Source organism: Micromonospora sp. NBRC 110037, assembly GCF_001652995.1.
Taxonomy (GTDB): domain Bacteria; phylum Actinomycetota; class Actinomycetes; order Mycobacteriales; family Micromonosporaceae; genus Micromonospora; species Micromonospora chalcea.
The window spans coordinates 227,893-254,081 of sequence record NZ_BBVA01000007.1 but is presented as its reverse complement, the minus strand read 5'-3'; the positions used below and the strand labels follow the sequence as shown (position 1 = coordinate 254,081).

Annotated in this window: 26 protein-coding genes; 11 read left to right on the top strand and 15 right to left on the bottom strand. The window is 72.8% G+C overall.

Annotated elements, in window-relative coordinates; genetic code table 11:
• Positions 1-63: 63 nt before the first annotated feature.
• The gene (locus tag A4R25_RS21600) at positions 64-321 is read right to left on the bottom strand and encodes a WhiB family transcriptional regulator (protein WP_013288358.1); all 258 of its coding nucleotides are present in this window, start codon (positions 319-321) and stop codon (positions 64-66) included.
• 448 nt (positions 322-769) lie between these two features.
• A complete protein-coding gene (locus tag A4R25_RS21595; protein WP_043328518.1) occupies positions 770-1,720 on the bottom strand; it encodes a diacylglycerol kinase family protein in 951 nt (316 codons plus the stop codon).
• 43 nt (positions 1,721-1,763) lie between these two features.
• Here A4R25_RS21595 and A4R25_RS21590 point away from each other — a divergent pair, with 43 nt between their 5' ends.
• Entirely contained in the window at positions 1,764-2,165 is a 402-nt protein-coding gene (locus A4R25_RS21590) for a hypothetical protein (protein ID WP_064447880.1), read from the top strand.
• 37 nt (positions 2,166-2,202) lie between these two features.
• Here A4R25_RS21590 and A4R25_RS21585 read toward each other — a convergent pair whose 3' ends face one another.
• The 3 genes from A4R25_RS21585 to sodN are packed head-to-tail and all read right to left on the bottom strand — an operon-like array spanning position 2,203 to position 3,568.
• Positions 2,203-2,610, bottom strand: coding sequence for an ATP-binding protein (locus A4R25_RS21585; protein WP_030503230.1), 408 nt, complete (start codon positions 2,608-2,610; stop codon positions 2,203-2,205).
• Positions 2,611-2,642: 32 nt separating this feature from the next.
• Positions 2,643-3,167 carry a GNAT family N-acetyltransferase gene (locus A4R25_RS21580; protein WP_064447879.1) on the bottom strand — a complete coding sequence of 175 codons (525 nt, stop codon included), beginning with the start codon at positions 3,165-3,167 and terminating at the stop codon, positions 2,643-2,645.
• Positions 3,164-3,568, bottom strand: coding sequence for a superoxide dismutase, Ni (gene sodN, locus A4R25_RS21575; protein ID WP_043328527.1), 405 nt, complete (start codon positions 3,566-3,568; stop codon positions 3,164-3,166). Before sodN ends, A4R25_RS21580 begins: the two co-directional genes overlap by 4 nt.
• Before the next feature lie 78 nt (positions 3,569-3,646).
• Here sodN and A4R25_RS21570 point away from each other — a divergent pair, with 78 nt between their 5' ends.
• The 3 genes from A4R25_RS21570 to A4R25_RS21560 all read left to right on the top strand — a co-directional run bounded on the left by A4R25_RS21570 (position 3,647) and on the right by A4R25_RS21560 (position 6,357).
• Positions 3,647-3,985 (top strand): S24 family peptidase, encoded by a 339-nt coding sequence (locus tag A4R25_RS21570; RefSeq protein ID WP_064447878.1) that lies wholly within the window; start codon positions 3,647-3,649, stop codon positions 3,983-3,985.
• Between the two features lie 157 nt (positions 3,986-4,142).
• The gene (locus A4R25_RS21565; protein ID WP_064447877.1) at positions 4,143-5,318 is read left to right on the top strand and encodes an NADP-dependent malic enzyme; all 1,176 of its coding nucleotides are present in this window, start codon (positions 4,143-4,145) and stop codon (positions 5,316-5,318) included.
• A gap of 85 nt (positions 5,319-5,403) precedes the next feature.
• Positions 5,404-6,357, top strand: a complete 954-nt coding sequence (locus tag A4R25_RS21560) for a zinc-binding dehydrogenase (RefSeq protein ID WP_030503225.1) — start codon at positions 5,404-5,406, stop codon at positions 6,355-6,357.
• A 115-nt stretch (positions 6,358-6,472) separates the two neighbouring features.
• Here A4R25_RS21560 and A4R25_RS21555 read toward each other — a convergent pair whose 3' ends face one another.
• The 3 genes from A4R25_RS21555 to A4R25_RS21545 all read right to left on the bottom strand — a co-directional run bounded on the left by A4R25_RS21555 (position 6,473) and on the right by A4R25_RS21545 (position 9,200).
• Complete coding sequence (locus tag A4R25_RS21555) at positions 6,473-7,438, bottom strand: chlorophyllase (protein ID WP_064447876.1); 966 nt, start codon at positions 7,436-7,438, stop codon at positions 6,473-6,475.
• 41 nt (positions 7,439-7,479) lie between these two features.
• Complete coding sequence (locus A4R25_RS21550; RefSeq protein ID WP_064447875.1) at positions 7,480-8,013, bottom strand: nucleotidyltransferase domain-containing protein; 534 nt, start codon at positions 8,011-8,013, stop codon at positions 7,480-7,482.
• Between the two features lie 113 nt (positions 8,014-8,126).
• A complete protein-coding gene (locus A4R25_RS21545; protein WP_064447874.1) occupies positions 8,127-9,200 on the bottom strand; it encodes an alpha/beta hydrolase in 1,074 nt (357 codons plus the stop codon).
• A gap of 181 nt (positions 9,201-9,381) precedes the next feature.
• Here A4R25_RS21545 and A4R25_RS31540 point away from each other — a divergent pair, with 181 nt between their 5' ends.
• A complete protein-coding gene (locus A4R25_RS31540; protein WP_166457193.1) occupies positions 9,382-9,555 on the top strand; it encodes a hypothetical protein in 174 nt (57 codons plus the stop codon).
• Between the two features lie 144 nt (positions 9,556-9,699).
• Here the strand turns inward: A4R25_RS31540 and A4R25_RS21540 are convergent, their stop codons facing one another.
• Positions 9,700-10,812, bottom strand: coding sequence for an acetate/propionate family kinase (locus A4R25_RS21540; RefSeq protein WP_064447873.1), 1,113 nt, complete (start codon positions 10,810-10,812; stop codon positions 9,700-9,702).
• A complete protein-coding gene (gene pta, locus A4R25_RS21535; RefSeq protein WP_140946433.1) occupies positions 10,809-12,884 on the bottom strand; it encodes a phosphate acetyltransferase in 2,076 nt (691 codons plus the stop codon). Before pta ends, A4R25_RS21540 begins: the two co-directional genes overlap by 4 nt.
• A gap of 94 nt (positions 12,885-12,978) precedes the next feature.
• On the opposite strand from pta, the gene A4R25_RS31535 reads away from it, so the two are divergent.
• Together A4R25_RS31535 and A4R25_RS21525 are read left to right on the top strand one after the other, a co-directional pair.
• The gene (locus tag A4R25_RS31535; RefSeq protein WP_069087363.1) at positions 12,979-13,497 is read left to right on the top strand and encodes a hypothetical protein; all 519 of its coding nucleotides are present in this window, start codon (positions 12,979-12,981) and stop codon (positions 13,495-13,497) included.
• Positions 13,490-15,826 (top strand): bifunctional polysaccharide deacetylase/glycosyltransferase family 2 protein, encoded by a 2,337-nt coding sequence (locus A4R25_RS21525; RefSeq protein ID WP_064447871.1) that lies wholly within the window; start codon positions 13,490-13,492, stop codon positions 15,824-15,826. The genes A4R25_RS31535 and A4R25_RS21525 overlap by 8 nt, the downstream gene beginning before the upstream one ends.
• A 21-nt stretch (positions 15,827-15,847) precedes the next feature.
• On the opposite strand, the gene A4R25_RS21520 is transcribed toward A4R25_RS21525, so the two are convergent.
• From A4R25_RS21520 to A4R25_RS21500, 5 genes are all read right to left on the bottom strand, one after another.
• Positions 15,848-16,027: a DUF6104 family protein gene (locus A4R25_RS21520; protein WP_030503218.1), complete on the bottom strand. Its 180-nt coding sequence runs from the start codon at positions 16,025-16,027 to the stop codon at positions 15,848-15,850.
• A gap of 63 nt (positions 16,028-16,090) precedes the next feature.
• Positions 16,091-19,834 (bottom strand): multifunctional oxoglutarate decarboxylase/oxoglutarate dehydrogenase thiamine pyrophosphate-binding subunit/dihydrolipoyllysine-residue succinyltransferase subunit, encoded by a 3,744-nt coding sequence (locus A4R25_RS21515; protein ID WP_064447870.1) that lies wholly within the window; start codon positions 19,832-19,834, stop codon positions 16,091-16,093.
• Positions 19,835-20,092: 258 nt separating this feature from the next.
• The gene (locus A4R25_RS21510) at positions 20,093-20,920 is read right to left on the bottom strand and encodes an ABC transporter permease (protein ID WP_064447869.1); all 828 of its coding nucleotides are present in this window, start codon (positions 20,918-20,920) and stop codon (positions 20,093-20,095) included.
• Positions 20,917-21,858 (bottom strand): ABC transporter ATP-binding protein, encoded by a 942-nt coding sequence (locus A4R25_RS21505; RefSeq protein ID WP_369799327.1) that lies wholly within the window; start codon positions 21,856-21,858, stop codon positions 20,917-20,919. The genes A4R25_RS21510 and A4R25_RS21505 overlap by 4 nt, the downstream gene beginning before the upstream one ends.
• 138 nt (positions 21,859-21,996) lie before the next feature.
• The gene (locus A4R25_RS21500) at positions 21,997-22,653 is read right to left on the bottom strand and encodes a hypothetical protein (protein ID WP_064447936.1); all 657 of its coding nucleotides are present in this window, start codon (positions 22,651-22,653) and stop codon (positions 21,997-21,999) included.
• 175 nt (positions 22,654-22,828) lie between these two features.
• Between A4R25_RS21500 and A4R25_RS21495 the strand changes: the two genes are divergently transcribed.
• From A4R25_RS21495 to A4R25_RS21480, 4 genes are all read left to right on the top strand, one after another.
• The gene (locus A4R25_RS21495) at positions 22,829-23,602 is read left to right on the top strand and encodes a GNAT family N-acetyltransferase (RefSeq protein WP_064447868.1); all 774 of its coding nucleotides are present in this window, start codon (positions 22,829-22,831) and stop codon (positions 23,600-23,602) included.
• A gap of 50 nt (positions 23,603-23,652) precedes the next feature.
• Positions 23,653-24,627 carry a 1-acyl-sn-glycerol-3-phosphate acyltransferase gene (locus A4R25_RS21490; protein ID WP_082931087.1) on the top strand — a complete coding sequence of 325 codons (975 nt, stop codon included), beginning with the start codon at positions 23,653-23,655 and terminating at the stop codon, positions 24,625-24,627.
• Between the two features lie 87 nt (positions 24,628-24,714).
• Positions 24,715-25,554 (top strand): DUF4097 family beta strand repeat-containing protein, encoded by an 840-nt coding sequence (locus tag A4R25_RS21485; RefSeq protein WP_064447867.1) that lies wholly within the window; start codon positions 24,715-24,717, stop codon positions 25,552-25,554.
• Positions 25,551-26,171 (top strand): PadR family transcriptional regulator, encoded by a 621-nt coding sequence (locus tag A4R25_RS21480; protein WP_030503210.1) that lies wholly within the window; start codon positions 25,551-25,553, stop codon positions 26,169-26,171. The genes A4R25_RS21485 and A4R25_RS21480 overlap by 4 nt, the downstream gene beginning before the upstream one ends.
• Positions 26,172-26,189 lie beyond the last annotated feature (18 nt).

Sequence of the window (26,189 nt, the reverse complement as noted above, 5' to 3'; positions counted from 1 at the left end):
CGGGTGAGGACAACGCAACGCCCCGGCCGGAATCCCGGCCGGGGCGTTGTCGTGTGGTACGGGTCAGGCGGAGTGAGCGCGCAGCACCCGGAGACCGCCGCGGCGCTTCACCGCGCGGCGCTCCTCCTCGCTCATCCCGCCCCAGACGCCGGCGTCCTGACCGGACTCCAGCGCCCACTGCAGGCACTGGTCGGTCACGGGGCAGCGCCGGCAGACGGCCTTCGCCTGCTCCACCTGAAGGAGGGCCGGGCCGGACGTCCCGATGGGGAAGAACAGCTCCGGGTCCTCGTCGCGGCAGACCGAATCGTGGCGCCAGTCCATGGCGGCAACACTCCTCATTCTTAGTGGGTGGCCAGTAAACGCTTCGTTGCTATTCCTATTTGCGTCCGCATTGCCGAAGGGTGACGGTCAGCATCCATCAATTCGGCGCAGCGTGAGCAGGCTGTGGGGTGCCTGGACCTGCTGGAACAGCTCAACCGAACGAGCATATCCAGGCAATGTCCCGGCAACACGAGTTCGCTTGTGAATACTTTCACGAACTACAGCGATGTCAAGGGTGCCGCTCGGAAAAACTCCGAACAGTGAGCGGGCTCACCACCCATTTGTCCGGGTTTACCAGGGTCCTGGTTACCCGGCGTGCCACAGTCGATAATCAATGTAGTACGGTCTGCGTGACGTTGCTGACATTTCCGGCACCCTTCCTCGGCGTGGCGGCCACCGCGCCCGCGCGGCGGGGGGATCCGCGTCAACCGACTGGAGTACCCGAGACCTAGCAGATTACTCTCAGTGCCGCCGGCACGGAGGTGAATCGGACTTTCTCCCGCTCGCCGAGGTAGTCCCCGTCCATCTGGAACGGCAGTGGGCGCTCCGAGCGCAGGGTGAACTCCGCCAGGTCGTGCAGGCGCAGCACCTGCTTGCCGTGCGGGTCCGGCTTCCGGGAGAAGAACTGCGCCGCCGTACGGGCCGTGCTGGCCACCCGCAGCCGCCGCAGCGCGAGCACGTCGAGCCCGAGATCGAACGAGGCTTCCGGGTTCGGGTTGATCTCCCGGTCGCCCAGGTACGTCCACGGCGCGGTGTTCTGGATGATCGCCGTGGCCAGCTCCGTGTCCGGCGCCTCACCCGGACGCTCCAGCGTGATCGACGGGTGGCGGCGGTCCGAGCCGACGAAGTACTGGCTCGCGGTGGACCGGAAGTAGAGCGCCGGCGTGGAGACGCGTCCCTTCCTGCGGGACTGTTCCACCCGGCGGATGACCGCCGCGTCCAGCCCGAAGCCGGCGCAGAACGTGAAGTAGCGGTCGTCGGCCCGGCCCAGCCCGATCGTGCGGGACCGGCCCAGCCGCAGTCCCTCCAGGATCATGCTGGTGCCGTCCGGCCATTCCCGGGGCAGCCCGAGCGCGCGGGCGAAGACGTTCGTCGAGCCGCCGGGCACGGTGGCCAGCGCGGGCAGCCGCTCGGCCGAGGTCTGCCCGGTCCGGAACGTCGGCGGCTCCGCCGCCATCAGGCCGTTTACCACCTCGTTGACGGTGCCGTCGCCACCGAGCGTGACCACCAGGTCGACGCCCTCCTGGGCGGCCTCCCGGGCCAGGTCCATGGCATGGCCCCGCCGGCGCGTGTAGCGCACCGACAGGTCGACTTCACTGCGCAACGCCCGGACCAGCACGTCCCGGCTGCGCTCGCTGGTGGTGGTGGCCTTCGGATTGACCACCAGGACGGCCCGCATGGGCGGCACTGTACCGCGACTACCCACCGGTATCGTGGCGCCCGTGACGATCGACTCCGACCCGGTCCCCGGCACGCTGCGCGCCGCGGTGCTCCTGCTACGCGCGGAGGCGGTGGCGCTCGGGCTGATCGCGGTGTGGCTCATCTGGTCCGACCTCACCGCTGAGACGACAGACCTGGTCTCGGCGCTGTGGGTGACCGCGTTCGCGATCGGCGGCGCGGTGGCGCTCTGGGCGCTCGGCGGCGCGTTGTCCCGCCGTCGCGCCGGCGCACGCGCGCCCGCGATCGTGCTTCAGCTCATGCTGCTGCCGGTCGGCTGGTTCATGATCGAGGGCGGCATGGGCTGGCTCGGGCTGCCGCTCATGGCGTTCGGCATCGGCATGGTCGGGTTGCTGGTGAGCGGCCCGACCAACCGCGCGCTCGGCTTCGGCGACCCGGCCCGCTGAACGCCGGACGGCCGCCGGAGCGGTGGCCGCGACCCGGTCAGTAGCCGCCCGCGCGGCGGGTCAGCAGCGAGATGGTGGCCCGGCCGTCGGTCGCGTGGGCGTTGGCCCCGGTGGTCAGCGCGGTGAGCACCTTCCAGGCGAACGACGACTCCGACGGCAGCGTCGCGCCCCGGACCGTCGGCACCGTGACCTCGACGGTGAGCGCGTCCTCGGTGACCGCGAACCGGCACTCCAGCTCGGCGTCGCGGGTGGCGATGGCGAGCAGCATGGCGCACGCCTCGTCGACGGCGATGCGCAGGTCCTCGATCTCGTCGAGGGCGAACTGCAGCCGGGCCGCGAGGCCGGCCGTGGCGGTGCGGAGCACGCCGAGGTAACCACCGTCGGCGGGCACGGTGAGGTGGACGACGTCGTCGTCAGTCGTCGGGTGCCCGGTCAGTTGAGTCACGGCTCCTCCCCCCGGTGCGGGACTCTACCCGGTCAGGGGGCCGACCGCGTGGGCGCGGCCGTCGCGTGCGTGGCGAGCTCGCGCAACGCGGGCCCGGCCAGGCGGTACGGGGTCCACTCGTCCATCGGCGTGGCGCCGATCGCGGCGTAGAAGCGGGCTGCCGGGTTCCAGTTGATCATCCACCACTCCAGCCGCTGGTAGCCGCGCTCGACGCAGATCGCGGCGAGGGTGGCCAGCAGCATCCGGCCCGCGCCGGTGCCCCGGGCGGACGGGCGGACGTACAGGTCCTCCAGGTAGATGCCGTGCACGCCGGCCCAGGTGGAGAAGTTGAGGAACCAGAGCGCGAAACCGATCGGCTGGTCCGCCGCGTCGACGGCCACGTGACCGAAGAGCGCCGGCGCCGGCCCGAACAGGGCCGCCTCCAGCTGCTCGGCGGTGAGGTGGCACTGCTCCGGGGCGCGCTCGTACTCGGCGAGTTCGTGCACCATGGTGACGACGGCCGGTACGTCCCCGGGACGTACCGGCCGGATCGTCGGAGTGCCGTCGGGCGACGTCACGCCTGCTTGGTCTCCCAGAAGATCTTCGAGATCTCATCGATCTTCGCCAGCAGCTCGTCCGCCTTGGCCGGGTCGGTCGCGCCCTTGGCGCCGGCCGCGCCGGCCAGCTTGGTGGCCTCGTTGAACAGCTGGTGCAGGTGCGGGTACTTCTCGAAGTGCGGCGGCTTGAAGTAGTCGGTCCAGAGCACCCACAGGTGGTGCTTGACCAGCTCCGCCCGCTGCTCCTTGATCAGGATGGCGCGGGTGCGGAACTCCGGGTCGGTGTTGGCCTGGTACTTCTCACAGATCATTTTGACCGACTCGGCCTCGATCCGGGCCTGGGCCGGGTCGTATACGCCGCAGGGCAGGTCGCAGTGAGCGCTGGCCGTCACCCGGGGCGTGAGGATGCGGGGAAGGCGCATCAGGGTCCTCCATGGGTTGTTTGCGATGATCCAAGACGACATTACTCCTGGAGACGCCCTCGGGGGCTGGGAGGTGACATGGCGCCCACCGGCGAACCTCCGGCGCTGCGCGGCCCGCTGACGCCGGTGCTGGTGACCGGCCCCTCCATGTCCCCCACGCTGCGGCACGGCGACGCGGTGCTGGTCCGCACCGGCGGCCGGGCGGTGCGCCCCGGTGACGTGGTCGTCGCGGTCTTCCGCAGCCGTCCCGACCTGCTCGTCGTCAAGCGGACGGTGGAACCGCGCGACGGCGGCTGGTGGTTGCGCGGCGACAACGAGTTCGTCGCCGACGACTCCCGCGCGTACGGGGTGGCCGACGTCCGCGGCCGGGTGGTGGCCCGCTGGTGGCCGCGTCCGGGACTGGTCAGGGGCCGGTAACGACCGGAGCGGATATGACCCCGCTCACATACTGGCTGCCGAAGCGTGACTATGCTCGGAAAGTGCCCGGGTGACCCCCGCACCGCCGCGCCGCCGGTCGCTGACCACCGCTGACCACGCCGGCCGGTCCGTCTGCTCGACAGATCCTGGAGTCACCATGTCTTCGCCCACCCCGGACCCCGCCGATCCCGTCTTCCGCCTGCACGTCGGCGGCAAGATGGCAGTCGCCTCCACCGTCCCGCTGACCAGCCGCGAGGACCTCTCCCTCGCGTACACCCCGGGGGTTGCCCGGGTGTGCGAGGCGATCGCCGCCGACCCCGCGCTCGCCGACACCTACACCTGGGTGTCGCACACCGTCGCGGTCGTCACCGACGGCTCCGCCGTACTCGGTCTGGGCAACATCGGCCCGCGCGCCGCGCTGCCCGTGATGGAGGGCAAGGCGGTGCTGTTCAAGCAGTTCGCCGGCGTCGACGCGGTGCCGGTCTGCCTGGACACGCAGGACGTGGACGAGATCGTCGCGACGGTCAAGGCTCTCGCGCCCTCGTTCGGCGGGATCAACCTGGAGGACATCAGCGCGCCGCGCTGCTTCGAGGTGGAGCGGCGGCTCGACGAGGCGCTGGACATCCCGGTCTTCCACGACGACCAGCACGGCACCGCGATCGTGGTGCTCGCCGCGCTGCGCAACGCCGCCACGCTGCTCAACCGCAAGCTCGGCGACCTGCGGGTGGCCGTCAGCGGCGCGGGCGCGGCCGGCGTCGCGGTGACCAAGATGCTGATCGCCGGCGGCGTCGACCCGTCCGGGGTGGTGGTGTGCGACTCGCGCGGCATCATCGGCCGGCACCGCGAGCTGACCGGCACCAAGGCCGAGCTGGCCGAACTCACAAACGCCGAGGGGCGCCAGGGCGACATCACCGAGGCGCTGCGCGGCGCGGACGTGCTCATCGGCGTCTCCGGCGGCCAGATCCCCGAGGCGGCGGTGGCCGGCATGGCGCCCGGCGGCATCGTGTTCGCGCTGGCCAACCCCACCCCGGAGGTGCACCCCGAGGTGGCCGCCCGGCACGTGGCAGTGGTCGCCACCGGGCGCAGCGACTACCCGAACCAGATCAACAACGTGCTCGCGTTCCCCGGCGTGTTCCGGGGCGCGCTGGACGCCGGCGCCACCCGGATCACCGACTCGATGAAGGTGGCCGCCGCCGACGCCATCGCGAACGTGGTGGCCGAGTCGCTCACCGCCGACGCGATCGTGCCCTCGCCGCTGGACCCCCGGGTCGCGCCGGCGGTGGCCGAGGCGGTCGCCGAAGCCGCCCGCCGCGACGGCGTCGCCCGCCGCTGAGATGTAAGGAAGGGGCCCTTCTTAACGCCTCCGGTAGAGGAAGGGCCCCTTCTTAACTGCTGCTCAGCTTGTTACCGTGCCGATCATGCGTGCTGCCTTCGCCTCGGCCTTCGACACCGACAACCCGCTTGCCGCGCTCGCCGTCGGCGACCGTCCCGAGCCGACCCACCCGCAGGACGACTGGGTCACCGTGCGGGTCCGGGCCAGCTCGCTCAACCACCACGACCTCTGGTCGCTGCGTGGCGTGGGCCTGACCGCCGACCAGCTCCCGATGATCCTCGGCTGCGACGCGGTCGGCACCGACCCGGACGGCAACGAGGTCGTCATCTACCCGGTGGTGCCCACCCCGGGCGACCCGCGCGGGGTCTCCATCCTCTCCGAGCACTACCAGGGCACGTTCGCCGAGCTGGTCGCCGTACCCCGGATGAACCTCCTGCCGCTGCCCGACGGCCTGTCGGCCACCGACGCGGCGTGCCTGCCCACGGCCTGGCTCACCGCCTGGCGGATGCTGACCACCAAGGGCCGGGTCGCCGACGGCGAGTCGGTGCTGGTCCAGGGCGCCGGCGGTGGCGTGGCCACCGCGGCTGTCGCGCTCGGCGTCGCGCTCGGCAAGCGGGTGTACGCGACCAGCCGCGACGCCGCCAAGCGGGAGCGGATCGCCGAGCTGGGCGCGACCGCGCTGGAGCCCGGCGCGCGGCTGCCGGAACGGGTCGACGTGGTGATCGAGACGGTCGGCGCGGCCACGTTCGACCACTCGCTGAAGTCGGCCGCGCCGATGGCCCGGATCGTGGTCTCCGGCGCCACCTCCGGCCACGAGCCGAAGGTCAACCTGCGCCGGGTCTTCGCCATGCAACTGGAGATCCTCGGCACCTCGATGGGCACCCCCGACGAGCTGACCGAGCTGCTCGCGTTCTGCGCCGAGCACGAGGTGCGGCCGGTGGTCGACCGGGTGGTGCCGTTCAGCGAGATCACCGAGGCGTTCGCCCGGCTGCAGTCCGGCGACGTCTTCGGCAAGGTGGTCGTCGACCACACCGCCTGAGGCGCGCGGCGCGGATGGTGCTCGGCGCTGGCGGCGCTCGGCGCTGGCGGCGCGCGGCGCGGCGTGTTAAGAAGGGGCCCCTTCTCTACCGGAGGCGTTAATAAGGGGCCCTTCCTTACAGCCGGTCGTCGAGCGTGGCCACACCGCCGCGGGCCGCGGCGGCGGGGAGGCGCTCCTTCGCCGCCGGGTCGCCGTAGAGCGTCCAGCGGAGGAACTCGATCGTGGTGTCCGCGACCACGCCGAGCGCCTTGCCGTCGCCGAGCAGCGCCCGGCCGTGGTCGCCCTTCGGCAGGCTGAGCATCGCCTTCGGCCACGGCACCGCGTCGAAGACGGCCTTGCCTGCGGCGTACGACACCACCTCGTCGGCCTCACCGTGCACGTACAACTGCGGCGCGACGGTGCCGGCGAACGCGGTGCCCACGCCGAGCGCGGTGCCGGCGAAGACGATGCCCGCGTCCAGCCGCGCGTCCCGGCCCGCGGTGAACAGGCCGATAGTGGTCACGCCACCGGCGCTGTGCCCGGTCGCGGCCACCCGCTCCGGGTCCAGCCGGCCACGCAGCGGATCGCCCGCCTTCTCGCCGAGCGCGAGCACCCGGGTCAGCACGTACGACACGTCGGCCGGCTGGTTCAGCACGTCCAGCGCGTTGCCGTCGGTGCCCCGAGAGGTGTGCGGGAAACGTGGCGCGGCGACCACGAAACCGGCCGCCGCCCAGCGCGTGAGCAGCACCTGGTAGTCCTCCGGCCGGGCGGTCAGCCCGTGGCTGAACAGCACCACCGGGAACCGTCCGGCCGCCGCCGGGGCGGAGCGCTCGACCGCGCCACCGGCCGCGCCCGCCGCCGGGTACCAGAGCGTCACCGGCAACGGCCGGTTGCCGTCCCGGTTGAGCTTCACCTGGCGTACGCCGACCGCGAAGCTCTCCGTGGGCGCCTTGCCGGCGGGTACGCGCGGGGTCGGTGTGACGCTTGTCGGTGCGGTGTCCGGAGCGGGCCGCCCGGCCGGGGCGGCGGGCTGCTCCGAGCAGCCGGCGAGGGCGGCGCCGAGGACGGCGGCGGTGAGCAGGGCGACGGGACGACGGCGCATGAACTGAATTGTGCCTCGCGATCGCCTGTGACCCCGCCCGGTCAGCCGGTCGGGTGGTCGCACGCCGATGCCCGGAGCCGGGCCAGGTCGGCGGCGTCCTTGGCACGGCGGGGCCGCTCCGGCATCCAGACCGGGAACATCTCCTTGAACTCGATCTGCGTGGCGACGCTGATCACCGGGGCCGCGAGCGGACCGATCCGGCCGGGTGGGGCGCTCAGCATGCCCTCGGGCAGGACGGTGCCCGCCCACGGTCCGGCGCCCACGACGACCCGGCCCGCCGTGTCCCGGTCGAGGTACGCGAAGCTCAGCTCGACGTCGTCCCGGACCAGGTCGAGCTGGAGCGTTGCCGGCATTCGGGGGTCGGGCCGCCAGCTGAGCGCGCCGAGCCGGTCGGCCAGCAGGTCGGCGTCCCGCCGCCAGCAGTACCAGTCGACATCGACGTGGGGGCGGCTCACCGCTCCGAGGTGGAAGTCCATCGCCCAGCCGCCGCGCAGCCAGACGTCGATCCCGGCCGCTCCGGCCACCTCGACGACCTCACGGATGGCGCCCAGTTGCCGCCCTTCCAGCCCGTCCACGCCCGGACCCTACCCACCCCTGCCCCGGCTCGCGTCGATCATGAAGTTGGCGGCATCTGCTGTCCGGTTTGTCGCCGTCAACCTCATGATCAACGGCGCTGGGCCGGGTGCGGTCACGTGGGGAGGGAGTGGGTCGTGAAAGTTGTGCCGGGGGCTGTCGCGTCGGCGGGGAGGCGACGCAGCGCCGCCCGGTCGGCGTAGAGCGTCCAGCGCAGGAAGTCGGTGGTGGTGGCGAGCACCTGGGGGAAACCGGCCCGGCCCGGCGTCAGATACTCGCCGTGGCCCTGACCGCGCAGGCTCAGGAAGGCGGCCGGTCCGAGGCAGCGGGCGTACGCGGCCCGGCCGATCGACTCCGGCACGATCCGGTCGGCGCTCCCGTGCACGAACAGCATCGGCGCGAGCGGACGGGAGAAGCCGGCGACCATCCGGCCACCGGCGATCACGATCCCGGCCCGTAGCGGGGTCGGTTGCCCGGAGGCGAACATTCCGAGGCTGGTGTGACCACCGGCCGAGTGCCCGGCGGCGGCGAACCGGTCCACGGCCAGGTGCGCGCCGAGCGGGTCACCGGGGCGGGTGCCCAGACGGACCAGGTGACGGACCAGCCGCCAGGCGTCGGCCGGCTGGTTGCGTACGTCGTCGCGGGTGTAGCTGCGGGCGCGCAGGCTCGTACGCGGGTAGGTGGGCGCTACCACCACGAACCCGGCGGCCGCCCAGCGGCTGGTCAGGGCGGCGTGCAGCGCGGGCAGGCTGCGCAGCCCGTGGCTGTAGAGGACCACCGGGAACCGGCCCGCCGCGAACGGCGCGCCCGGCCGCACCCGTGGCCCGTCCAGCGTGCCGGTGCCGGACGGCCCGGCGGCGGGGCCGGTCGAGGTGGCGGCGGGGCCCGGCGAGAGGGCGGCGTCACGTGCGGGGGCGGAGCCGGGTAGCGCGGTGGTGTGGGCCGGTGCGGCGGGACCTGCGGAAGTAGACGGGGTCGCCTGCGTGGGCAGGTCGGCCGGGTACCAGACGGTGACCGGCAGCGGCCGCGCGCCCTCCGGGTCGAGCGTGAACTGGCGCATCCCCACCGCGTACTGGCGATCGGGCGCGGGCCGGACACCGGCCGGTACGGGATCGGTGGTGGCGACGGCCTGGCCGCAGCCGGCCAGCAGCGCCGTCATCAGCGCGGCCACCAGCCGCTGCCCCCTCACACCTGCACGGTAGGCAGCCGAGTGGTCGGTCCGCGCCCGCCGTCCGGATCGGCTGCCGTCACCACCCGGCCGGGCGACGCCTCCACCGGCCGGGCGGGTTTGCGCGGGCCGGGTGAGCCGGATGTCGAGCTCCGGCCTGGCGGGGCGGCCTGGTCCGGCCGGTTTCGCTAGGGTCACCCGCATGGCTGAGAACTACACCGACCCGAGTGGCAACACAGCGCAGTTCCGCGCGTTCGTCGATTCGCCCGAGCCGGCCGCGTCGGCGTCGGCGCCGTCCCGGGTGCCGCTGATCGCCGGTGTGGCTGTCGCCGTCGTCGTGGTGGTCGCGCTGGTCGCCTGGATCGCCCTGGGCTGACCCGGCCGCCGCGCGCCGGTCGCCGGCAGCGGCAGGGTCGGGTTTGGAAGCGCTGGGGTCACGCCACCTCGCCGAGGTGGCGACATCGGGCGCACCGGGTCACGCCACCCCGCCGAGGTAGCGGCACCGTCGCCCCGAACGCGGTCAGACGCCCAGCACCTCGCGGGTCTCGCGGGCGATCTCCCGCTCCTCGTCGGTGCCGACCACGAGCACCGCCACCTCCGCGCCGTCCGGCGAGACGATCCGGTCGCCGTGGCCGTCGTTGCGCGCCGGATCGACGGCGATGCCGAGCCGCTCCAGCCCGGCCAGCGACGCGGAACGCACCGGCGCGGCGTGCTCGCCCACCCCGGCGGTGAACGCGATCGCGTCGACCCGGCCGAGCAGCGCGTAGTACGCGCCGACGTAGCCGGTGATGCGCCGGCAGTAGACGTCGAAGGCCAGTGTCGCGTCCGGGTCACCGGCGGCACGCCGGGCCAGCACCTCACGCATGTCGTTGGCGCCGGTCAGCCCGAGCAGGCCGCTGCGGTGGTTGAGCAGGTCGTCGATGTCGTCGACGCCCATGCCGCCCTCGCGGCGCAGGTGGAAGATGACTGTCGGGTCGAGGTCGCCGCTGCGGGTGCCCATCACCAGGCCCTCCAGCGGGGACATGCCCATCGAGGTGGCCACGCTGCGCCCACCCTGGACCGCGCAGGCGCTCGCCCCGTTGCCCAGGTGCAGCGTGATGGTGTTGAGCTGGTCGTACGGGCGGTCGAGCAGGTCCGCCGTGCGCCGCGAGACGTACGCGTGCGAGGTGCCGTGGAAGCCGTACCGGCGGACGCCGTACCGCTCGGCGGTGGCCTTGTCGATCGCGTACGTGGCGGCGGCCTCGGGCAGCGTGTGGTGGAACGCGGTGTCGAAGACGGCCACCTGCGGGACGTCCGGCAGCGCCTCCCGCGCGACGCGGATGCCGGCCAGGTTGGCCGGGTTGTGCAGCGGGGCGAGCGGCACCAGGTCCTCGATGGCGGCGACCACCGCGTCGTCGATGCGTACCGGCTCGCTGAACTTCCGCCCGCCGTGCACCACCCGGTGGCCGACGCCGGCCAGCCCGGTCAGGTCGAGCCGACCGATGATCTCCCGGACCGCGCTCTCGTGGTCGGCCGGCCCGCCGCCGGGTTCGCCGATCCGTTCGACGGTGCCCTTGTCCAGGACGTCGTCGCCGTCGTACAGCCGGTACTTGACCGACGAGGATCCGCTGTTGAGGACCAGGATGCGGCTCATTCCGACGCCTCCGCGGCGGCCTGGATGGCGGTGATCGCCACCGTGTTGACGATGTCGGGCACGGTGGCGCCGCGGGACAGGTCGTTCACCGGCCGCCGCAGGCCCTGCATGACCGGCCCGACCGCCACCGCGCCGGCCGACCGCTGCACCGCCTTGTACGTGTTGTTGCCGGTGTTCAGGTCCGGGAAGATGAACACCGTGGCGCGCCCGGCGACCGGGCTGTCCGGCAGCTTGGTGGCGGCCACCTGCGGGTCGATCGCCGCGTCGTACTGGATCGGGCCCTCGACCAGCAGGTCGGGCCGGCGTTCCCGGACCAGCTTGGTGGCCGCCGCGACCTTCTCCACGTCGGCGCCCGCGCCAGAGCTGCCGGTGGAGTAGGACAGCATCGCCACCCGCGGCTCGATGCCGAACCGGGCCGCGGTGTCGGCCGACGAGATGGCGATGTCGGCGAGCTGGTCGGCGTCCGGGTCGGGGTTGACGGCGCAGTCGCCGTAGACCAGCACCCGGTCGGCGAGCAGCATGAAGAAGACGCTGGAGGCGACCGAGACGCCCGGTACGGTCCGGATGATCTCGAACGCGGGCCGGATGGTGGCGGCTGTGGTGTGGGTGGCGCCGGACACCATGCCGTCGGCGTGGCCGGTCTGCACCATCATCGTGCCGAAGTAGTTGGGCTGCGCCACGATGTCGTGCGCCAGTTCCACGGTGACGCCGCGGTGGGCGCGCAACTGCGCGTACGCCTGCGCGAACTCGTCCCGCCACGGGCTGGTCGCCGGGTCGACCACCTGCGCGTCGCCGAGGTCCACGCCCAGTTCCCGGGTGCGGCGGGCGATCTCGTCCGGGCGGCCGAGCAGCGTGATCTCGGCGACGCTCCGGCGCAGCAGCACCTCGGTCGCGCGCAGGATCCGTTCGTCGGCGCCCTCGGGGAGCACGAGCCGGCGGCGCTGGGCGCGGGCCCTGTCGATCAGGTCGTTCTCGAACATCAGCGGGGTGACCCGCGCGGACCGGCTGACCCGCAGCCGGCGGGCCAGGTCGTCGGTGTCCACGCAGCGTTCGAACGCGCCGAGCGCTGCCTCGACCTTGCGCGGGTTGGCGGTGCTGGGGCGGCCCTCGATCCGGCTGGACGCGGACACCGTGTCATAGCTGTCGCTGGGCACCGACAGCACCGGGAGCCCGGTGTTCATCCGTTCGACCAGGCGCATGGCCCGCGGGTCGGGCTGTTCGCCGAGCGTGAGCACCAGCCCGGCCAGCGACACCTGCCCGGCGACGTGCGCGGCTCCGGCGGCCACCAGCAGGTCGGCGCGGTCGCCCGGGGTGATCACCAGCGCCCCGTCGGTCAGGTGGTCCAGCAGCGTCGGCACGTGCGCCGCGCCGACCACGTAGTCGAGCACGTCACGGTCGAGCGCGGTCTCGTCGCCGGTGAGCACGGTGCCGCGCAGCGCCGCGGCGACCTCGGCCACCGTCGGCGCCGACACGGTCGGCACCTCCGGGATCGCGTACGCGGGCACCGGCAGCTCGGGCAGCGTCATCGGCTCCGGCACGCGGTTGGCCAGCGCCGCGATCACCGTCGCGCCGAGGTCGACCAGATCGTGGTACGCGCCGCGCAGCGCCGCCGCGATCGTCTCGGGCGTCTGCCCGAAACCGTCGACCACCGGGACCACGACGCTGCTGAACTCGGTCGCGAGCCGGGCGTTGAAGGCCAGCTCACGCGGGCCGGTGCCGTCGCCGTAGGCGAAGTCGCTGCCGACCACCACTATCGCCGGGCAGCGGCGTTCGACCTCCCGGTAGCGGGTGACGATCCGGGAGATCAGCTCCTCCCGGCGGCCGTCCGCGACGAGCGCGCTCGCTTCGGCGTACGTGGCGCCGTACAGCTCGTCGACCGGCAGATCCATCCGGTAGCGCTCGGTGAGCAGGGCCAGGATCGGGTCGGTGCCGTCGCCGGTGACGAGCGGCCGGAACGCGCCGATTCGTTCCACCTGGCGGGACAACAGCTCGGCCAGCCCGAGCGCCACTGTCGATTTTCCCCCGCCCGAGCCAACGCCGGTCAGGTACACGCTGCGCGCCACGGCACCCAACCTACAAGATCGAGGTCGGTGCTGTCCGTTCTGCCTGGTCAGCACGGCTAGCCGGGGGAGAAGGTGGAAGTTTCTCGCATCTACACTTGGCCGTGTGGAAGGCCCGACAGCACTGATTCCCGTCGTACCGGAATCGCCCCCCGTCTTCGTCGACCCGAGCGGGCGGCGACGTCGGCGGCTGCGCCGTCTCGCCTACTGCGCCGGCGCGGCCGGCGTGATCTACACGGTCATGGTGGGGGTCAGCTTCGCCGGCGGGCCGATCACCCCGGACACCGTCATCCCGTTCGTCGAGCCGACCAGCGAGCAGCGGCTGCCCTCGCCGAAACCGTCGGACACTCCCGCGCCGACCCGTGCCACGCCGGACACGCCCACCGACATCCGCACCGCGCCGGTGCGGGTGCCGGCAACCTCCGTCGCCCCCGCCGCCACGGTCCCGCCGAGCCCTCGGTATCCCCGGCCGACCCGGACCGCACCGACCGCGCCCCGGCCCGTCCAGACGCCGGCCACCACCGCGCCGCCCACCGCCCCCACCGCCGAGGTGCCGCCGCCCGTTGTCGACCCGCCGGCGGTTGTCGACCCGCCCGCCGCGCCGGTCGCGCCCGCCGATGAGTGACCAGGCGCCCGCCCGCCCGAACCCGCGGACAAGTGAGCAGCCCACAGTCACGCTGGACCGCCGCCGTGTGCGGGCCGCCCGCGGGCACCGGGCCGGGCGGCAGCCGGACGACGCGCCCACAGCCGTGCTGGACGTCCGGCAGATCCCCGGCGTGCGGCAGATCCCCGGCGCGCGCCGGTCCCGTGGGCGGCGTCTCCTGCCCCGGCCGAGCTGGGCCCTGGTCGCCATGGTCGTGGTCGTCCTGGGCGGTCTGCTGGTCGTCGAGGCGTACACGAACGCCGCGTTCGTACCGGACAACCGGGTGACGCCCGGCAGCCAGCGGGAGGTCCCCAGCTCGGTGGTCGGCGGCGGCCCGATCGTCAACGTCGGCGCGGAGGGCCGGACCCAGTCGCACCGCCTGCCGCCGCGGACCGTCGCGCTCACCTTCGACGACGGACCCGACCCGCGGTGGACGCCGGAGGTGCTGCGCGTCCTGGACAAGTACCAGGTCAAGGGCACCTTCTTCGTCATCGGTTCGCAGGTCGTCAGAAACCCGGAGGTGACCCGCCGGCTGGTGGCCGAGGGCCACGAGCTGGGCGTGCACACGTTCACCCATCCCGACCTCGCCGCGCTGCCGGAGTGGCGGCGCGAACTGGAGTACGCGCAGACGCAGCTCGCCATCGCCAGCACCACAGGTGTCCGGACGTCGCTGCTGCGCTTCCCGTACTCGTCCCGGGCGGACGCGTACACCGACCGGGACTGGCCGATGCTGCGGCAGGCGGGCGAGCTGGGCTACCTCACGGTCGTCAACGACGTGGACAGCCGGGACTGGGAGCTACTCCCGGTCGAGGAGATGATCGCGAACGCCACGCCGGACGGGACGGCCGGCACCATCGCGCTGTGGCACGACTCGGGCGGCGACCGGGCCGGCACCGTGGCCGCGCTGGACCGCTACATCCCGGCGATGCTGGAACGCGGCTACCGCTTCACCACCGTCAGCGAGGGACTCAACCAGACGTTCGCGGCCGCGGGTGTGTCCGGCCCGGTGGGCGGGCACACGGCGGTCCCGCTCGACGAGCGGTTGCGGGGCCACGTGCTGGTCGGCGCGGTACGCGTCGCCGACGGCATGTTCGGGGTGCTCGGCGTCTTCTTCGTTCTCGTCGGGGTGCTCACGATCGGCCGTACCCTGCTGCTGTTCGTCGTGGCCCCGCGGCACGCGCGCCGCCGCCGTCGCCGCGACTGGTCCTGGGGCCCGCCGGTCACCGAACCGGTCTCGGTGATCGTGCCCGCGTACAACGAGCGGGAGGGCATCGCCGCGGCGGTCCGCTCGCTGGCCCTGGGCGACCACCCCGGCGGCATCGAGGTGGTGGTGGTCGACGACGGCTCGACCGACGGCACCGCCGACATCGTCGCGGCGCTGCGCCTGCCGAACGTGCGGGTCGTGCGCAAGCCCAACGGCGGCAAGCCCAGCGCGCTGAACACCGGCGTCGCGCTGGCCCGGCACGACCTGATCGTCATGGTCGACGGCGACACGATCTTCGAGCCGGACTCGGTCCGCCGGCTGGTCCAGCCGTTCGCCGACCCCCGGGTCGGCGTGGTCGCCGGCAACGTCAAGGTCGGCAACCGCCGCGGCCTGATCGCCAAGTGGCAGCACATCGAGTACGTCATCGGCTTCAACCTCGACCGCCGCCTCTACGAGACGCTGCGCTGCATGCCCACCGTCCCCGGCGCGATCGGCGCGTTCCGGCGGCAGGCGCTGGAGCAGGTGGGCGGCCTGACCGACGACACGCTCGCCGAGGACACCGACGTCACCATCGCCGTCGGCCGCGCCGGCTGGCACATCGTGTACGAGGAGAGCGCCCGCGCCTGGACCGAGGCGCCGACCACCATCGGCCAGTTGTGGAAGCAGCGGTACCGGTGGAGCTACGGCACCATGCAGGCGATGTGGAAGCATCGGCGCTCGGTGATCGAGAGCGGTCCGTCGGGCCGGTTCGGCCGCCGGTGCCTGTCGTTCCTGACGCTGTTCGGCGTGCTGCTGCCGCTGGCCGCCCCGGTGATCGACCTGCTCGCTATCTACGGGCTGATCTTCCTGGACCGCAGCGACACGGTGGTGGCCTGGCTGGTGATGCTCGCGCTCCAGTTCCTCACCGCGGTGCTCGCCTTCCGGCTGGACCGGGAGAGGCTCGGCGTGCTCTGGGTGCTGCCGTTGCAGCAGTTCGTCTACCGGCAGGTCATGTACCTGGTACTGCTCCAGGCGGTCGGCACCGCGCTGACCGGCGGCCGGCTGGGCTGGCAGAAGCTGCGGCGTACCGGGGACCTGCGGGTCGCCGGGCGGGGCGCGGCCGGCTGAGGCCGCGCCCGGCCGCGCGCGTCAGTCGTCGTCCGGGTCGTCGAGGCGGGCCAGCCAGGTGGCGAACCGCTCGATCGGGGTCTCGAACTCCGGGTTCAGGTCGACGAAGTCACGCAGCCGCTCGCCCAGCCACTCCAGGCTGACCTGCTCGTCACCCCGGCGCTCGACCAGCTCCTCGATGCCACGGTCGGTGAAGTACACGGTGTTCCTCTCGTCGTACGGCAACGGCCCGCCCCGGGTCGGGACGGGCCGCTGCCGGTGGTGTCACGGGCGGGGGAGAGCCGCCTCGATCAGCGCGTTCTGCTCGACCTCGTGCATCTTCGCCGAGCCCACGGCCGGGGCGGCGGCGGCCGGCCGGGAGATGCGGCGCAGCCGGACCTCGGGCAGGTGCTCCAGCAGGTTGAGCGCGACGAACGACCAGGCGCCCTGGTTGGCCGGCTCTTCCTGGACCCAGGCGAAGTCCTCGGCGTTCGGGTACTGCGCGAGCGCGGCCCGGACCTCCTCGACGGGCAGCGGGTAGAGCTGCTCCATCCGGATGATCGCGGTGTCCGTCACGCCCCGCTCCTGCCGGGCCTGGAACAGGTCGTAGTAGACCTTGCCCGAGCAGAGCAGCACCCGCTTCACCTGCTCCGGCGCCGGAGCCGCGGTGTCGGCCAGCACGGGCTGGAACGTCCCGGTGGTGAAGTCCTCGACCGGCGACACGCAGAGCTTGTGCCGCAGCAGCGACTTCGGCGTGAACACCACCAGCGGCTTGCGCTTGGGCGACATGGCCTGGCGGCGCAGCAGGTGGAAGTAGTTCGCCGGGGTGGTCGGGATGGCCACCCGCATGTTGTCCTCGGCGCAGAGCTGGAGGAACCGCTCCGGGCGGCCGGACGTGTGGTCCGGGCCCTGGCCCTCGTGGCCGTGCGGCAGCAGCAGCGTCACCGCGGAGCGCTGACCCCACTTCACCTCGCCGGACGAGATGAACTCGTCGATCACCGACTGGGCGCCGTTGACGAAGTCACCGAACTGGGCCTCCCAGGCCACCAGCGCGTTGATGTTCTCCACCGAGTAGCCGTACTCGAAGCCCATGGCCGCGTACTCGGAGAGCAGCGAGTCGTGGACGAAGAAGCGCGACCGCTCGCCGTCGGCGGTGAGCGACATCAGCGGCAGGTAGTCCTCGCCGGTCTTGGCGTCGACCACCGAGGCGTGCCGCTGGACGAACGTGCCGCGGCGCGAGTCCTGCCCGGCGAGCCGGACGGTGACGCCGTCGTGCAGCAGCGTGCCGAACGCGATGATCTCGGCGAAGCCCCAGTCGATGCCGCCCTCGACGGACATCTTGCGGCGCCGCTCCAGCAGCTGCTGGATCCGCTTGTGCGGGGTGAAGCCCTCCGGCAGGTTGACGTGCGCCTCGCCGATCGCCTTGACCACCGCGGCGTCGGTGGCGGTGTCGACATGCGGCTCCGGCTCCTCCTCCCGCGGCGGGCGGCTGAGCTGACGCGGTGTGGTCGCGGCGTCCCGGGTGGCCTTGAAGACCCGCTCCAGCTGCCCCTGGTAGTCGCGCAGCAGCTCCTCCGCGTCCTCCACGGTGATGTCGCCGCGCCCGATCAGCTCCTCGGTGTAGAGCTTCCGGACCGACCGCTTGGAGTCGATGATCTTGTACATCTCCGGGTTGGACATCGACGGGTCGTCGCCCTCGTTGTGCCCGCGCCGGCGGTAGCAGACCATGTCGATCACGACGTCCTTGTTGAACGCCTGCCGGTACTCGAACGCGAGGCGGGCCACCCGGACCACTGCCTCCGGGTCGTCGCCGTTCACGTGGAAGATCGGCGCCTGGATCATCCGGGCCACGTCGGTGCTGTAGAGGCTGGACCGGCTGTACTCCGGGGCGGTGGTGAAGCCGACCTGGTTGTTGACGACCACGTGCACGGTGCCGCCGGTGCGGTAGCCGCGCAGCTGGGACAGGTTGAGCGTCTCGGCGACCACGCCCTGGCCGGCGAAGGCGGCGTCACCGTGCACCGCCAGCGGCAGCACGGTGTAGCCCTCCAGCTTGAGATCGATCCGGTCCTGCTTGGCCCGGACTATCCCCTCCAGCACCGGGTCGACGGCCTCCAGGTGCGACGGGTTCGCCACCACCGACACCTTGACCGCGTGCTCGCCGTCCGGAGTGGTGAACTTGCCGTTCTGGCCGAGGTGGTACTTCACGTCGCCCGAGCCCTGGGTGGAGCGCGGGTCGAGGTGCCCCTCGAACTCGGAGAAGATCTTCTCGTACGGCTTGCCGACGATGTTCGCCAGCACGTTGAGCCGGCCGCGGTGGGCCATGCCGATGACGACCTCGTCCAGCCCGGCCTCGGCGGAGCACTCCAGCACCTCGCCGAGCAGCGGGATCAGCGACTCGCCGCCCTCCAGCGAGAAGCGCTTCTGGCCGACGTACTTGGTCTGCAGGAACGTCTCGAACGCCTCGGCGGCGTTGAGCCGGTTCAGCACGTGCTTCTGCTCGTCCTGGCTCGGCTTCTCGTACTTGCGCTCGACCCGCTCCTGGATCCAGCGCCGCTCCTCCGGGTCCTGGATGTGCATGTACTCGATGCCGACGCGGCGGCAGTACGAGTCGCGCAGCACGCCGAGGATCGAGCGCAGCTTCATCCGCTGCTGGCCGGCGAAGCCGTTGACCGGGAAGACGCGGTCGAGGTCCCAGAGCGTGAGCCCGTGCTGGAGGACGTCCAGGTCCGGGTGCTTCCGGATCTTGAACTCCAGCGGGTCGGTGTCGGCCATCAGGTGGCCGCGCACCCGGTACGCGTGGATCAGCTCGTGCACCCGCGCGGTCTTGTTGATCTGGCCTTCGCTGTCGACTGCGACGTCGCGCATCCAGCGCACCGGCTCGTACGGGATGCGCAGCGAGGTGAAGATGTCGTCGTAGAAGCCGCGCTCACCGAGCAGCAGCTCGTGCATGACCTTCAGGAACTCGCCGGACTGCGCGCCCTGGATGATCCGGTGGTCGTACGTGCTGGTCAGCGTGATGACCTTGCTGACCGCGAGCTGGGCCAGGGTGGCCTCGCTCATGCCCTGGTAGGGGGCCGGGTACTCCATCGCGCCGACGCCGATGATGGCGCTCTGCCCCTGCATCAGGCGCGGGATCGAGTGCACCGTGCCGATGCCGCCCGGGTTGGTCAGCGAGATCGTGGTGCCGGAGTAGTCCTCCATGGTCAGCTCGTTGCGGCGGGCGCGCCGGACCACGTCCTCGTACGCCTGCCAGAACTGCCGGAAGTCCATCTGCTCGCAGCCCTTGATGGACGGCACCACCAGGTTGCGCGAGCCGTCCGGCTTGACCAGGTCGATCGCGATGCCCAGGTTGACGTGCTCCGGGCGGACCATCGCCGGCTTGCCGTCGACCTCGGCGAAGGAGTTGTTCATCTCCGGGTGCTCGACGACGGCGCGCACGAGCGCGTACCCGATCAGGTGGGTGAAGCTGACCTTGCCGCCGCGACCCCGGGTGAGGTGGTTGTTGATCACGATGCGGTTGTCGACGAGCAGCTTGGCCGGGACGGCGCGCACGCTGGTGGCGGTCGGGACCGACAGCGACGCGTCCATGTTCTGCACGATCTTGGCGGCGACGCCGCGCAGCGTCGTGGTGCCGGCGGCGCTCGCGGTCGGTGCCTTGGCGGCCGGCTTGGCCGGGGCGGACTTCTTGGCCGGCTCAGGCGCCTTCGCCGCCGGCTTCGCCGCGGGCCTGGCCGGGGCGCCCGCCTTCGGCTCGGCCTTGGCGGGGGCCGCCTTGGCGGGCTGCTCCTTGACCGTGGTCACTGCTTCCTGCTGCTCGGCCGGCTCCGGCTTCGCGGCCGGCTTGGCCTGCCCCTCCGGGCGCGGCGTGGCGGCGCCCGGGGCCGGCCGGTAGTCGGCGAAGAAGTCGTGCCAGGCCGAATCGACGCTCGAGGGGTCGGCGAGGTAGCGCTGGTACATCTCCTCGACGATCCACTCGTTCGGGCCGAAACCCGCCAGTGGGTTCTCCTGCGAAGTCTGCTGGGTCGACACGGCCGCTAATCGCCTCTTTCACGCGGTTGTGAATGTCACGGTGGCCCCCGGTGACCCCCGGTTGCCGACGCTGGGTAAACCGATGCCAAGGCTACGCCGTGCGCTGAGCGCAGGCATTCTCGCCTCCGGCTGGTGGTCCGTTTCACAGAAGATGCCAGAAGTTCGGCAAACGCTGCGTGATCCGGCGACTCCTGCTAGACGGCGAAGGCCCCGGCCGGTGACGGGTGTCACCGGCCGGGGCCCGGCCTGAGCGCGAGGTCAGGAGATGTCGCGCTTGCGGATCGTGGCGACGCCGATCGCGCCAGCCACCACCGCGTACCCGATCAGCACCAGCGCGCCCGCCCACTGCGGCGGGTTGCCCGGGATGTTGGTGTCGCCGCCCACCATGAGCCCGGAGGCCAGCGACGGAACCAGCAGCTGGAGCTTGTTGATCCAGTCGCCGTACCGCGAGGCGAGCAGGCTCAGCACGATCGCCGCGCCGATCGCGCCACCCAGGTAGAACAGGATGCCGGTCACGGTGGCGCCGATCTGGCTGCGGATCAGCACGCCGAGCCCGACGCCGAGCACCGACCAGAGCACGTAGGCCAGGCCGTTGAGCGCGATCGCCCGCCAGATCGCCCCGCTGCCGAGCTGCGAGCCGACGTCCACCGAGCTGAGGATCAGCGGCGCGGTGATCAGGTTCAGCACCGTGGTGACGACCCAGAACAGCAGCGCCAGCACGCCGGCCGCGGCCAGTTTGGCCAGCATCACCGCGGTGCGGTGCGGCGCTGTGAGGAACGTGGTGGTCACCGTCTGGTGGAAGAACTCGCTGGTCACCACCACGATGCCGAGCAGCAGCACGATGAGCAGGCCGAAGAACTGGCCGTTGGTGTAGAGGTTGGCCGCCAGGTTGTCGGCGGCCGAGATGGCCTGCAACTGGTCGGACTGCTCGGCCGGCACCTCGCCGAAGTCCCCGCCGGCCAGCGCCTCGGTCTGCAGCCAGTTGAAGAACAGCGTGAGCGCCCACAGCGCCAGGCTGATCAGCCCGAAGATCCACCACGTGCTGGTGGTACGGATCTTGAGCAGTTCGGATCGGACAAGCGTCATCGGATCTCCGCCTTTCCGGCCGTCAGCTCCAGGAAGACCCCTTCGAGGTCGGGCCGCTCGGTGGTCAGCTCGTGCAGCTCGACCTTGGCGGCCAGCGCGAGGCGGCCCACGGTCGGGGCGTCCACGCCGCTGACCAGCAGCGCGCCGTGCGGGTCGGCGTCGACGGTGGCGGACTGCTCGCGCAGCACCGTGGCCAGCTCGTCGGCCTGCGGGGTGCGCACCCGCACCCGGACGCCGTGCGTCATCGACGCCATCACCTGGTCGACCGGACCCTGCCGGACCAGCTTGCCGGCCGCGATGATCACCACGTCGTCGGCGAGCAGCTGCATCTCGGAGAGCAGGTGGCTGGAGACCAGCACCGTACGACCCTCGGCGGCGAGACCCTTGAGGAAACCGCGCATCCAGCGGATGCCCTCCGGGTCCAGGCCGTTGGCCGGCTCGTCCAGGATCAGCACCTGCGGGTTGCCGAGCATCGCCGCGGCGATGCCGAGGCGCTGCTTCATGCCCAGCGAGTAGCCCTTGAACTTGCGCTTCGCCGCGGGCGAGAGCCCCACCAGGGCGAGCGCCTCGTCGGCGCGCTCCTTCGGCAGCCCGGCCGCCGCGCAGATCACCCGCAGGTGGTTGATGCCGGTGCGGCCCTTGTGCGCGCTGGACGCCTCCAGCACCGCGCCCACCGTGCGCAGCGGGTCGGGCAGGTCGGCGTACCGGCTGCCGCCGATGGTGGCCGTGCCGGCACTCGGCGTCACCAGGTTCAGCAGCATGCGCAGCGTGGTCGTCTTACCGGCGCCGTTCGGGCCGAGGAAGCCGGTGACCCGGCCCGGCTCGACGGTGAACGACAGATTGTCCACCGCGCGGACGGTCTTGTATTGCTTGGTCAGGCCGGACACGATGATCTGGCCGGTCCCGGCACTGGGGCGTGGCTGCCCGTCGGACATCATTCTCCTCTCCTGCCCCGGCGGGCATGACGCGCGCCGGTGGGGGCGCCGTTGCGGGGGCGCCCCGCAACAGCCTTCCAACCCGGCGCAAGGGGGTCAATCAGGCGGGACGTGTACGCGCCGTCCTCCTCAGGTAGGACATCAGGCGGTCGCCAGCGCCACCCAGGTGGCCCGGGCGCGGCCGAGCAATGCGCCGTCCGCACCGTACAGGCTGGTGTGCACCTCCGCCTTCCGCCCCTCGCCGCCCACCGCGAGGCCGGTCACCACGCATTCGTCGCCGGGTCGTGGCAGCGCCGTGACCTGCGCGGCGATCCGCCCCAGGACGTACGGGCGGCCGGGCGCGAGCACCGCCCAGCCACCGGGGCAGTCCAGCGCCGCCCACACCGTCGCGGGCGTCACCTCGGCCGGGGCGCGGAACGGCGCGGCGGTCCGCCCGTCCGGCAGCCGCCCCGGGAAGATCCGCAGGCCGTCCGGGTGCGCCGGGCCGCAGACGAAGCAGCGGGGAAACGGGTGGTCCAGCAGACCGGGGTACGCCCGCGCGGCGTCGGCCGCCGTCGCCCGGTCCACCGGCGGCACCACCGCCTCGACCGGCTCCACCCGGCGTACCTGGGCGATCAACTGGCCGTCCGGGTCGCGTACCTCGCCGTCGGCGGCGGTCAGCGGGGTCTCCAGCGGCGGCGGCCGGCGCAACGTGATCTCCACCGGCCCCCGGTCGTCGATCAGCGCGGCGAAGATCCCGGCGCTCCAGCCGCCGTTGCCCGAACCGTCCGGTCCCTGGAACCGGGCCTCGACCAGCATGCGCACCTCCGGGTTCACCTCCGCCGGCGTCCTCGCCGGCGGTCCGTCCGGCAGCCTCGCACACCCCCGCGCCGCACCGGCCGTCCCCGGTGCGCACGACGCCGCCGACCGGCGTTCACCGGATCGACACCCCTCACCCCGCCCGGTGGCAACCCACGGCACCTACACAGGAGCCATGGCCGTTCTGCACGCCGCTGGCGCACCGCTCACGACCAGCGGTTACACCCTGCTGATCGCCGACGACCCGACACTGGTCGCGGCCGCGCAACGCCTGCGCCACGAGGTGTTCGCCGGCGAACTCGGCGCCACAGTGCCGAGCGCCGTCACCGGGCTCGACTCCGACGAGTTCGACGCGCACTGCGACCACCTGGTGGTGCTGCGCGAGGGCACCGGCGAGGTCGTCGGCACGTACCGGCTGCTGCCACCCGGCCGCACCGCACGCCGGTACGCCGACGGCGAGTTCGACCTGCGCCCGCTCGCCCCGCTCCGCGACGACCTGGTCGAGGCGGGCCGCTCGTGCGTGCACCCGGACCACCGGACCGGCGCGGTGATCAACCTGATGTGGGCCGGGATCTGCCGCTACCTGCATCTGCGCGGCTCCCGCTGGCTCGGCGGCTGCGCCTCGGTGCCGGTCACCGACGGCGGGGTCGCCGCCGCCGCGGTGTGGGCCGAGGTCAGCGCCCGGCACCTGGCCCCGCCGGCGCTGCGGGTCACCCCGCGCCGACCCTGGTTCGCCGAGGCGCCCGCCGCCGACCCGGGCGCGCTCACCCCCGCCGGGGGCCGGGCGCTCGTGCCGCCGCTGCTGCGCGGCTACCTGCGGCTCGGCGCCTGGGTGGCCGGTGAGCCGGCGTACGACAGCGACTTCGGCTGCGCCGACTTCTACGTGCTGTTCTCGCTCGACCGGATGAACCCGCGCTACCTGCGGCACTTCCTCGGCGGCGGCTCGTGACCGCGGATGCTCCTCCGCGTGGCAGGGCCGCGGCCGGTCCCGTCGGGGGCGTGGCCGGTCGTGCCGGGGGCGGGCCGGGGGAGGGCCTGTGGCGGCCCGCGTCGGGCTGCGGGCCGGACTGCCTGCCGCCCACCACCCCGGACGTGTCGCGCCTGCGCCGGGCGGGACGGCTGCTCGGCGTACTCGGAATGCTGCTGGCCGGGGCCGGCCTGGCCGCGCTCCTGCCGCTGCTGTCGGCGGCGCGTGGGCGGGCCGCGACGCGCGGCTGGGCGCGGTGGGGGCTGCGTACCCTCGGGGTGCGGCTGGTGGCCCGGGGCCGGGCGCCGCGCGGCCGGGCGCTGCTGGTCGCCAACCACGTCTCCTGGCTGGACGTCCTGGCGGTGCTGGCGGTCTCGCCGGCCCGGATGCTGGCCAAACGCGAGGTGCGGCGCTGGCCGGTGGTGGGTGCGCTCGCCGCCGCGGCGGGCACCGTGTTCGTGGACCGGTCCCGCCCGCGCGACCTGCCCGCCACCGTCGCGCGCGTGGCCGAGTCGCTGCGCTCCGGGCGGCCGGTGGCGGTCTTCCCGGAGGGTACGACCTGGTGCGGCGCCGCCACCGACTGTCGCCCGGCCGGTGGCTTCCGCCCGGCGATGTTCCAGGCCGCCGTGGCCACCGGCACGCCGGTGGTGCCGCTGGACCTCGCCTACCGGTACGGCGGTGACCCGGGCACGCTCGCCGCCTTCCTCGGCGAGGAGACGCTGTGGGCCTCGGTGCGCCGGGTGCTCGCCGCCCGGGACCTGACCGTGGTCGTGACGGTGCGGGCCGCGCTGTACCCGGCGCCGGGGGCGGATCGTAGGGCGCTGGCCCGGGCCGCCGAGGCCGCGATCCGCCCGGCCCCGCCCGTCCGCAGGCCTGACCGGCGCGCGCGTCGCGCCGGACCGTCAGAGATCTTGGAAGCAAACGGCCGTCATGGGGACCTTTTGCTTCCAAGATCTACCGGCTGCGGGCGGACGAGCGGCGTCGGAGACGCGACACAGTCGCGATAGGCGCTTGTTCAGTCGCGATGTATCGCGTTACGCTCCTCGTGTTACTCGACGTGCCGTCGGTCGGTACGTCGTCGAGGGGAGGACGCCATGACCAACTGGACGGTCGACAGCCCGCAGCGGATCGCGGTGGACGAGCCGGTCACCCGGCTCGACGTCCGGCTGGTCAGCGGCCGGCTCAACGTGGTCGCCGCGGACGGCCCGGCGCGGGTCGACGTCACCCGGATCGGCCGGCGGCCACTCCTGGTCGAGATGCGCGACGGCCGGCTGACCGTCCAGCACGAGCGGCCGACCCGGTGGCCGGGCGTGCTCTGGTCCTTCGGCGGCTTCCACCGCCGGTATCGCGCCGAGGTGTCGGTCGCCGTACCGGCCGAGGTCCTCGCCGACCTGCACCTGGTGGACGGCACGCTCGTCGCCTCCGGCCTGCGCGGGGACACCAGGGTCGACGTCACGTCCGGCGAGGTCACGCTGCGGGGGTTGCGGGGACGCACCAGCGCCAAGGTCATCTCCGGCCCGGTCGAGGCGCTCGGCATCGGCGGCGACCTCGACCTGGAGACGGTCTCCGGTGAGCTGATCCTCGCCGACAGCGCGCCCGAGCGGGTACGCGCCCACGCCGTCTCCGGCTCGATCACCTGCGACCTGGACAACCCGCGGGGCAGCGAGATCCGGCTCAGCGCCATCTCCGGCAGCATCACCGTACGGGTTCGCGAGGACAGCGACCTCACGGTGCACCTGCACACCACCGCCGGCAAGATCACCAGCGGCTTCCCGCAGGTGGACGGCGGGCAGCGGGGCTTCGGTTCGATCAAGGACAGCCACGGCGTGCTCGGCGGCGGTACGGGTAGGCTCTGGGCCTCCGCGACCTCCGGCAGCATCGCGCTGCTCGCCCGCCCGGTCGCGACCGCCGAGGACGTGGAGGAGCTGCCGTGACCGCCGTGTTCAGCCACGGCCGGCTCCGGCTCTACCTGCTGAAGCTGCTCGACGACGGCCCGAAGCACGGATACGAGCTGATCCGCCTGCTGGAGGACCGCTTCCTCGGCCTGTACGCGCCCAGCGCCGGCACCATCTACCCCCGTCTGCAACGGATGGAGGCGGAGGGCCTGGTCACGCACACCGCCGTGGGCGGCCGCAAGGTCTACGAGATCACCGAGGCTGGCCGTGCCGAACTGCGGCAGCGCGCCGACGAGCTGTCGACCCTGGAGGCCGACATCGGTGCCGCGGTCGAGGACCTGTCCGCGCTGGCCGGTGAGATCCACAACGAGGTACGCGGCTCGGTCCGCGACCTGAAGCGCGAACTGCGCGAGGTGGCCCGGCAGACCCGGCAGGGCGCGTGGACGGCCTCCGCCACGGCCCGTCCGGCGGGCGACGGGGGATCGGCCCGTCCGGACGACTCGCCGCTGCTCGCCGAGTTCGACAAGCGGCTGGCCGCGTTCACGGTCGAGGTCGGCGCGCTGGTACGGGCGCGGCGGCTCAGTGACAACCAGCTCCGGACCGCGATCCGGATGCTCGACGGAGCGGCCGAAGGGCTGCGGCGACTGTTCCGCTGATCTCACAGGTTGTTTCCA

Bases quoted from the DNA above. Each gene is read 5' to 3' on its own strand.
- sodN (WP_043328527.1), bottom strand. From the start codon at position 3,568: ATGCGCCTTCCCCGCATCCTCACGCCCCGGGTGACGGCCAGCGCTCAC.
- A4R25_RS21500 (WP_064447936.1), bottom strand. From the start codon at position 22,653: ATGCTGGTCGAGGCCCGGTTCCAGGGACCGGACGGTTCGGGCAACGGC.
- A4R25_RS21570 (WP_064447878.1), top strand. From the start codon at position 3,647: ATGGCGCCCACCGGCGAACCTCCGGCGCTGCGCGGCCCGCTGACGCCG.
- A4R25_RS21525 (WP_064447871.1), top strand. From the start codon at position 13,490: ATGAGTGACCAGGCGCCCGCCCGCCCGAACCCGCGGACAAGTGAGCAG.
- A4R25_RS21595 (WP_043328518.1), bottom strand. From the start codon at position 1,720: ATGCGGGCCGTCCTGGTGGTCAATCCGAAGGCCACCACCACCAGCGAG.
- A4R25_RS21540 (WP_064447873.1), bottom strand. From the start codon at position 10,812: ATGAGCCGCATCCTGGTCCTCAACAGCGGATCCTCGTCGGTCAAGTAC.
- A4R25_RS21510 (WP_064447869.1), bottom strand. From the start codon at position 20,920: ATGACGCTTGTCCGATCCGAACTGCTCAAGATCCGTACCACCAGCACG.
- A4R25_RS31540 (WP_166457193.1), top strand. From the start codon at position 9,382: ATGGCTGAGAACTACACCGACCCGAGTGGCAACACAGCGCAGTTCCGC.
- A4R25_RS21560 (WP_030503225.1), top strand. From the start codon at position 5,404: ATGCGTGCTGCCTTCGCCTCGGCCTTCGACACCGACAACCCGCTTGCC.
- A4R25_RS21565 (WP_064447877.1), top strand. From the start codon at position 4,143: ATGTCTTCGCCCACCCCGGACCCCGCCGATCCCGTCTTCCGCCTGCAC.
- A4R25_RS21495 (WP_064447868.1), top strand. From the start codon at position 22,829: ATGGCCGTTCTGCACGCCGCTGGCGCACCGCTCACGACCAGCGGTTAC.
- A4R25_RS21485 (WP_064447867.1), top strand. From the start codon at position 24,715: ATGACCAACTGGACGGTCGACAGCCCGCAGCGGATCGCGGTGGACGAG.
- A4R25_RS21555 (WP_064447876.1), bottom strand. From the start codon at position 7,438: ATGCGCCGTCGTCCCGTCGCCCTGCTCACCGCCGCCGTCCTCGGCGCC.
- A4R25_RS21505 (WP_369799327.1), bottom strand. From the start codon at position 21,858: ATGATGTCCGACGGGCAGCCACGCCCCAGTGCCGGGACCGGCCAGATC.
- A4R25_RS21600 (WP_013288358.1), bottom strand. From the start codon at position 321: ATGGACTGGCGCCACGATTCGGTCTGCCGCGACGAGGACCCGGAGCTG.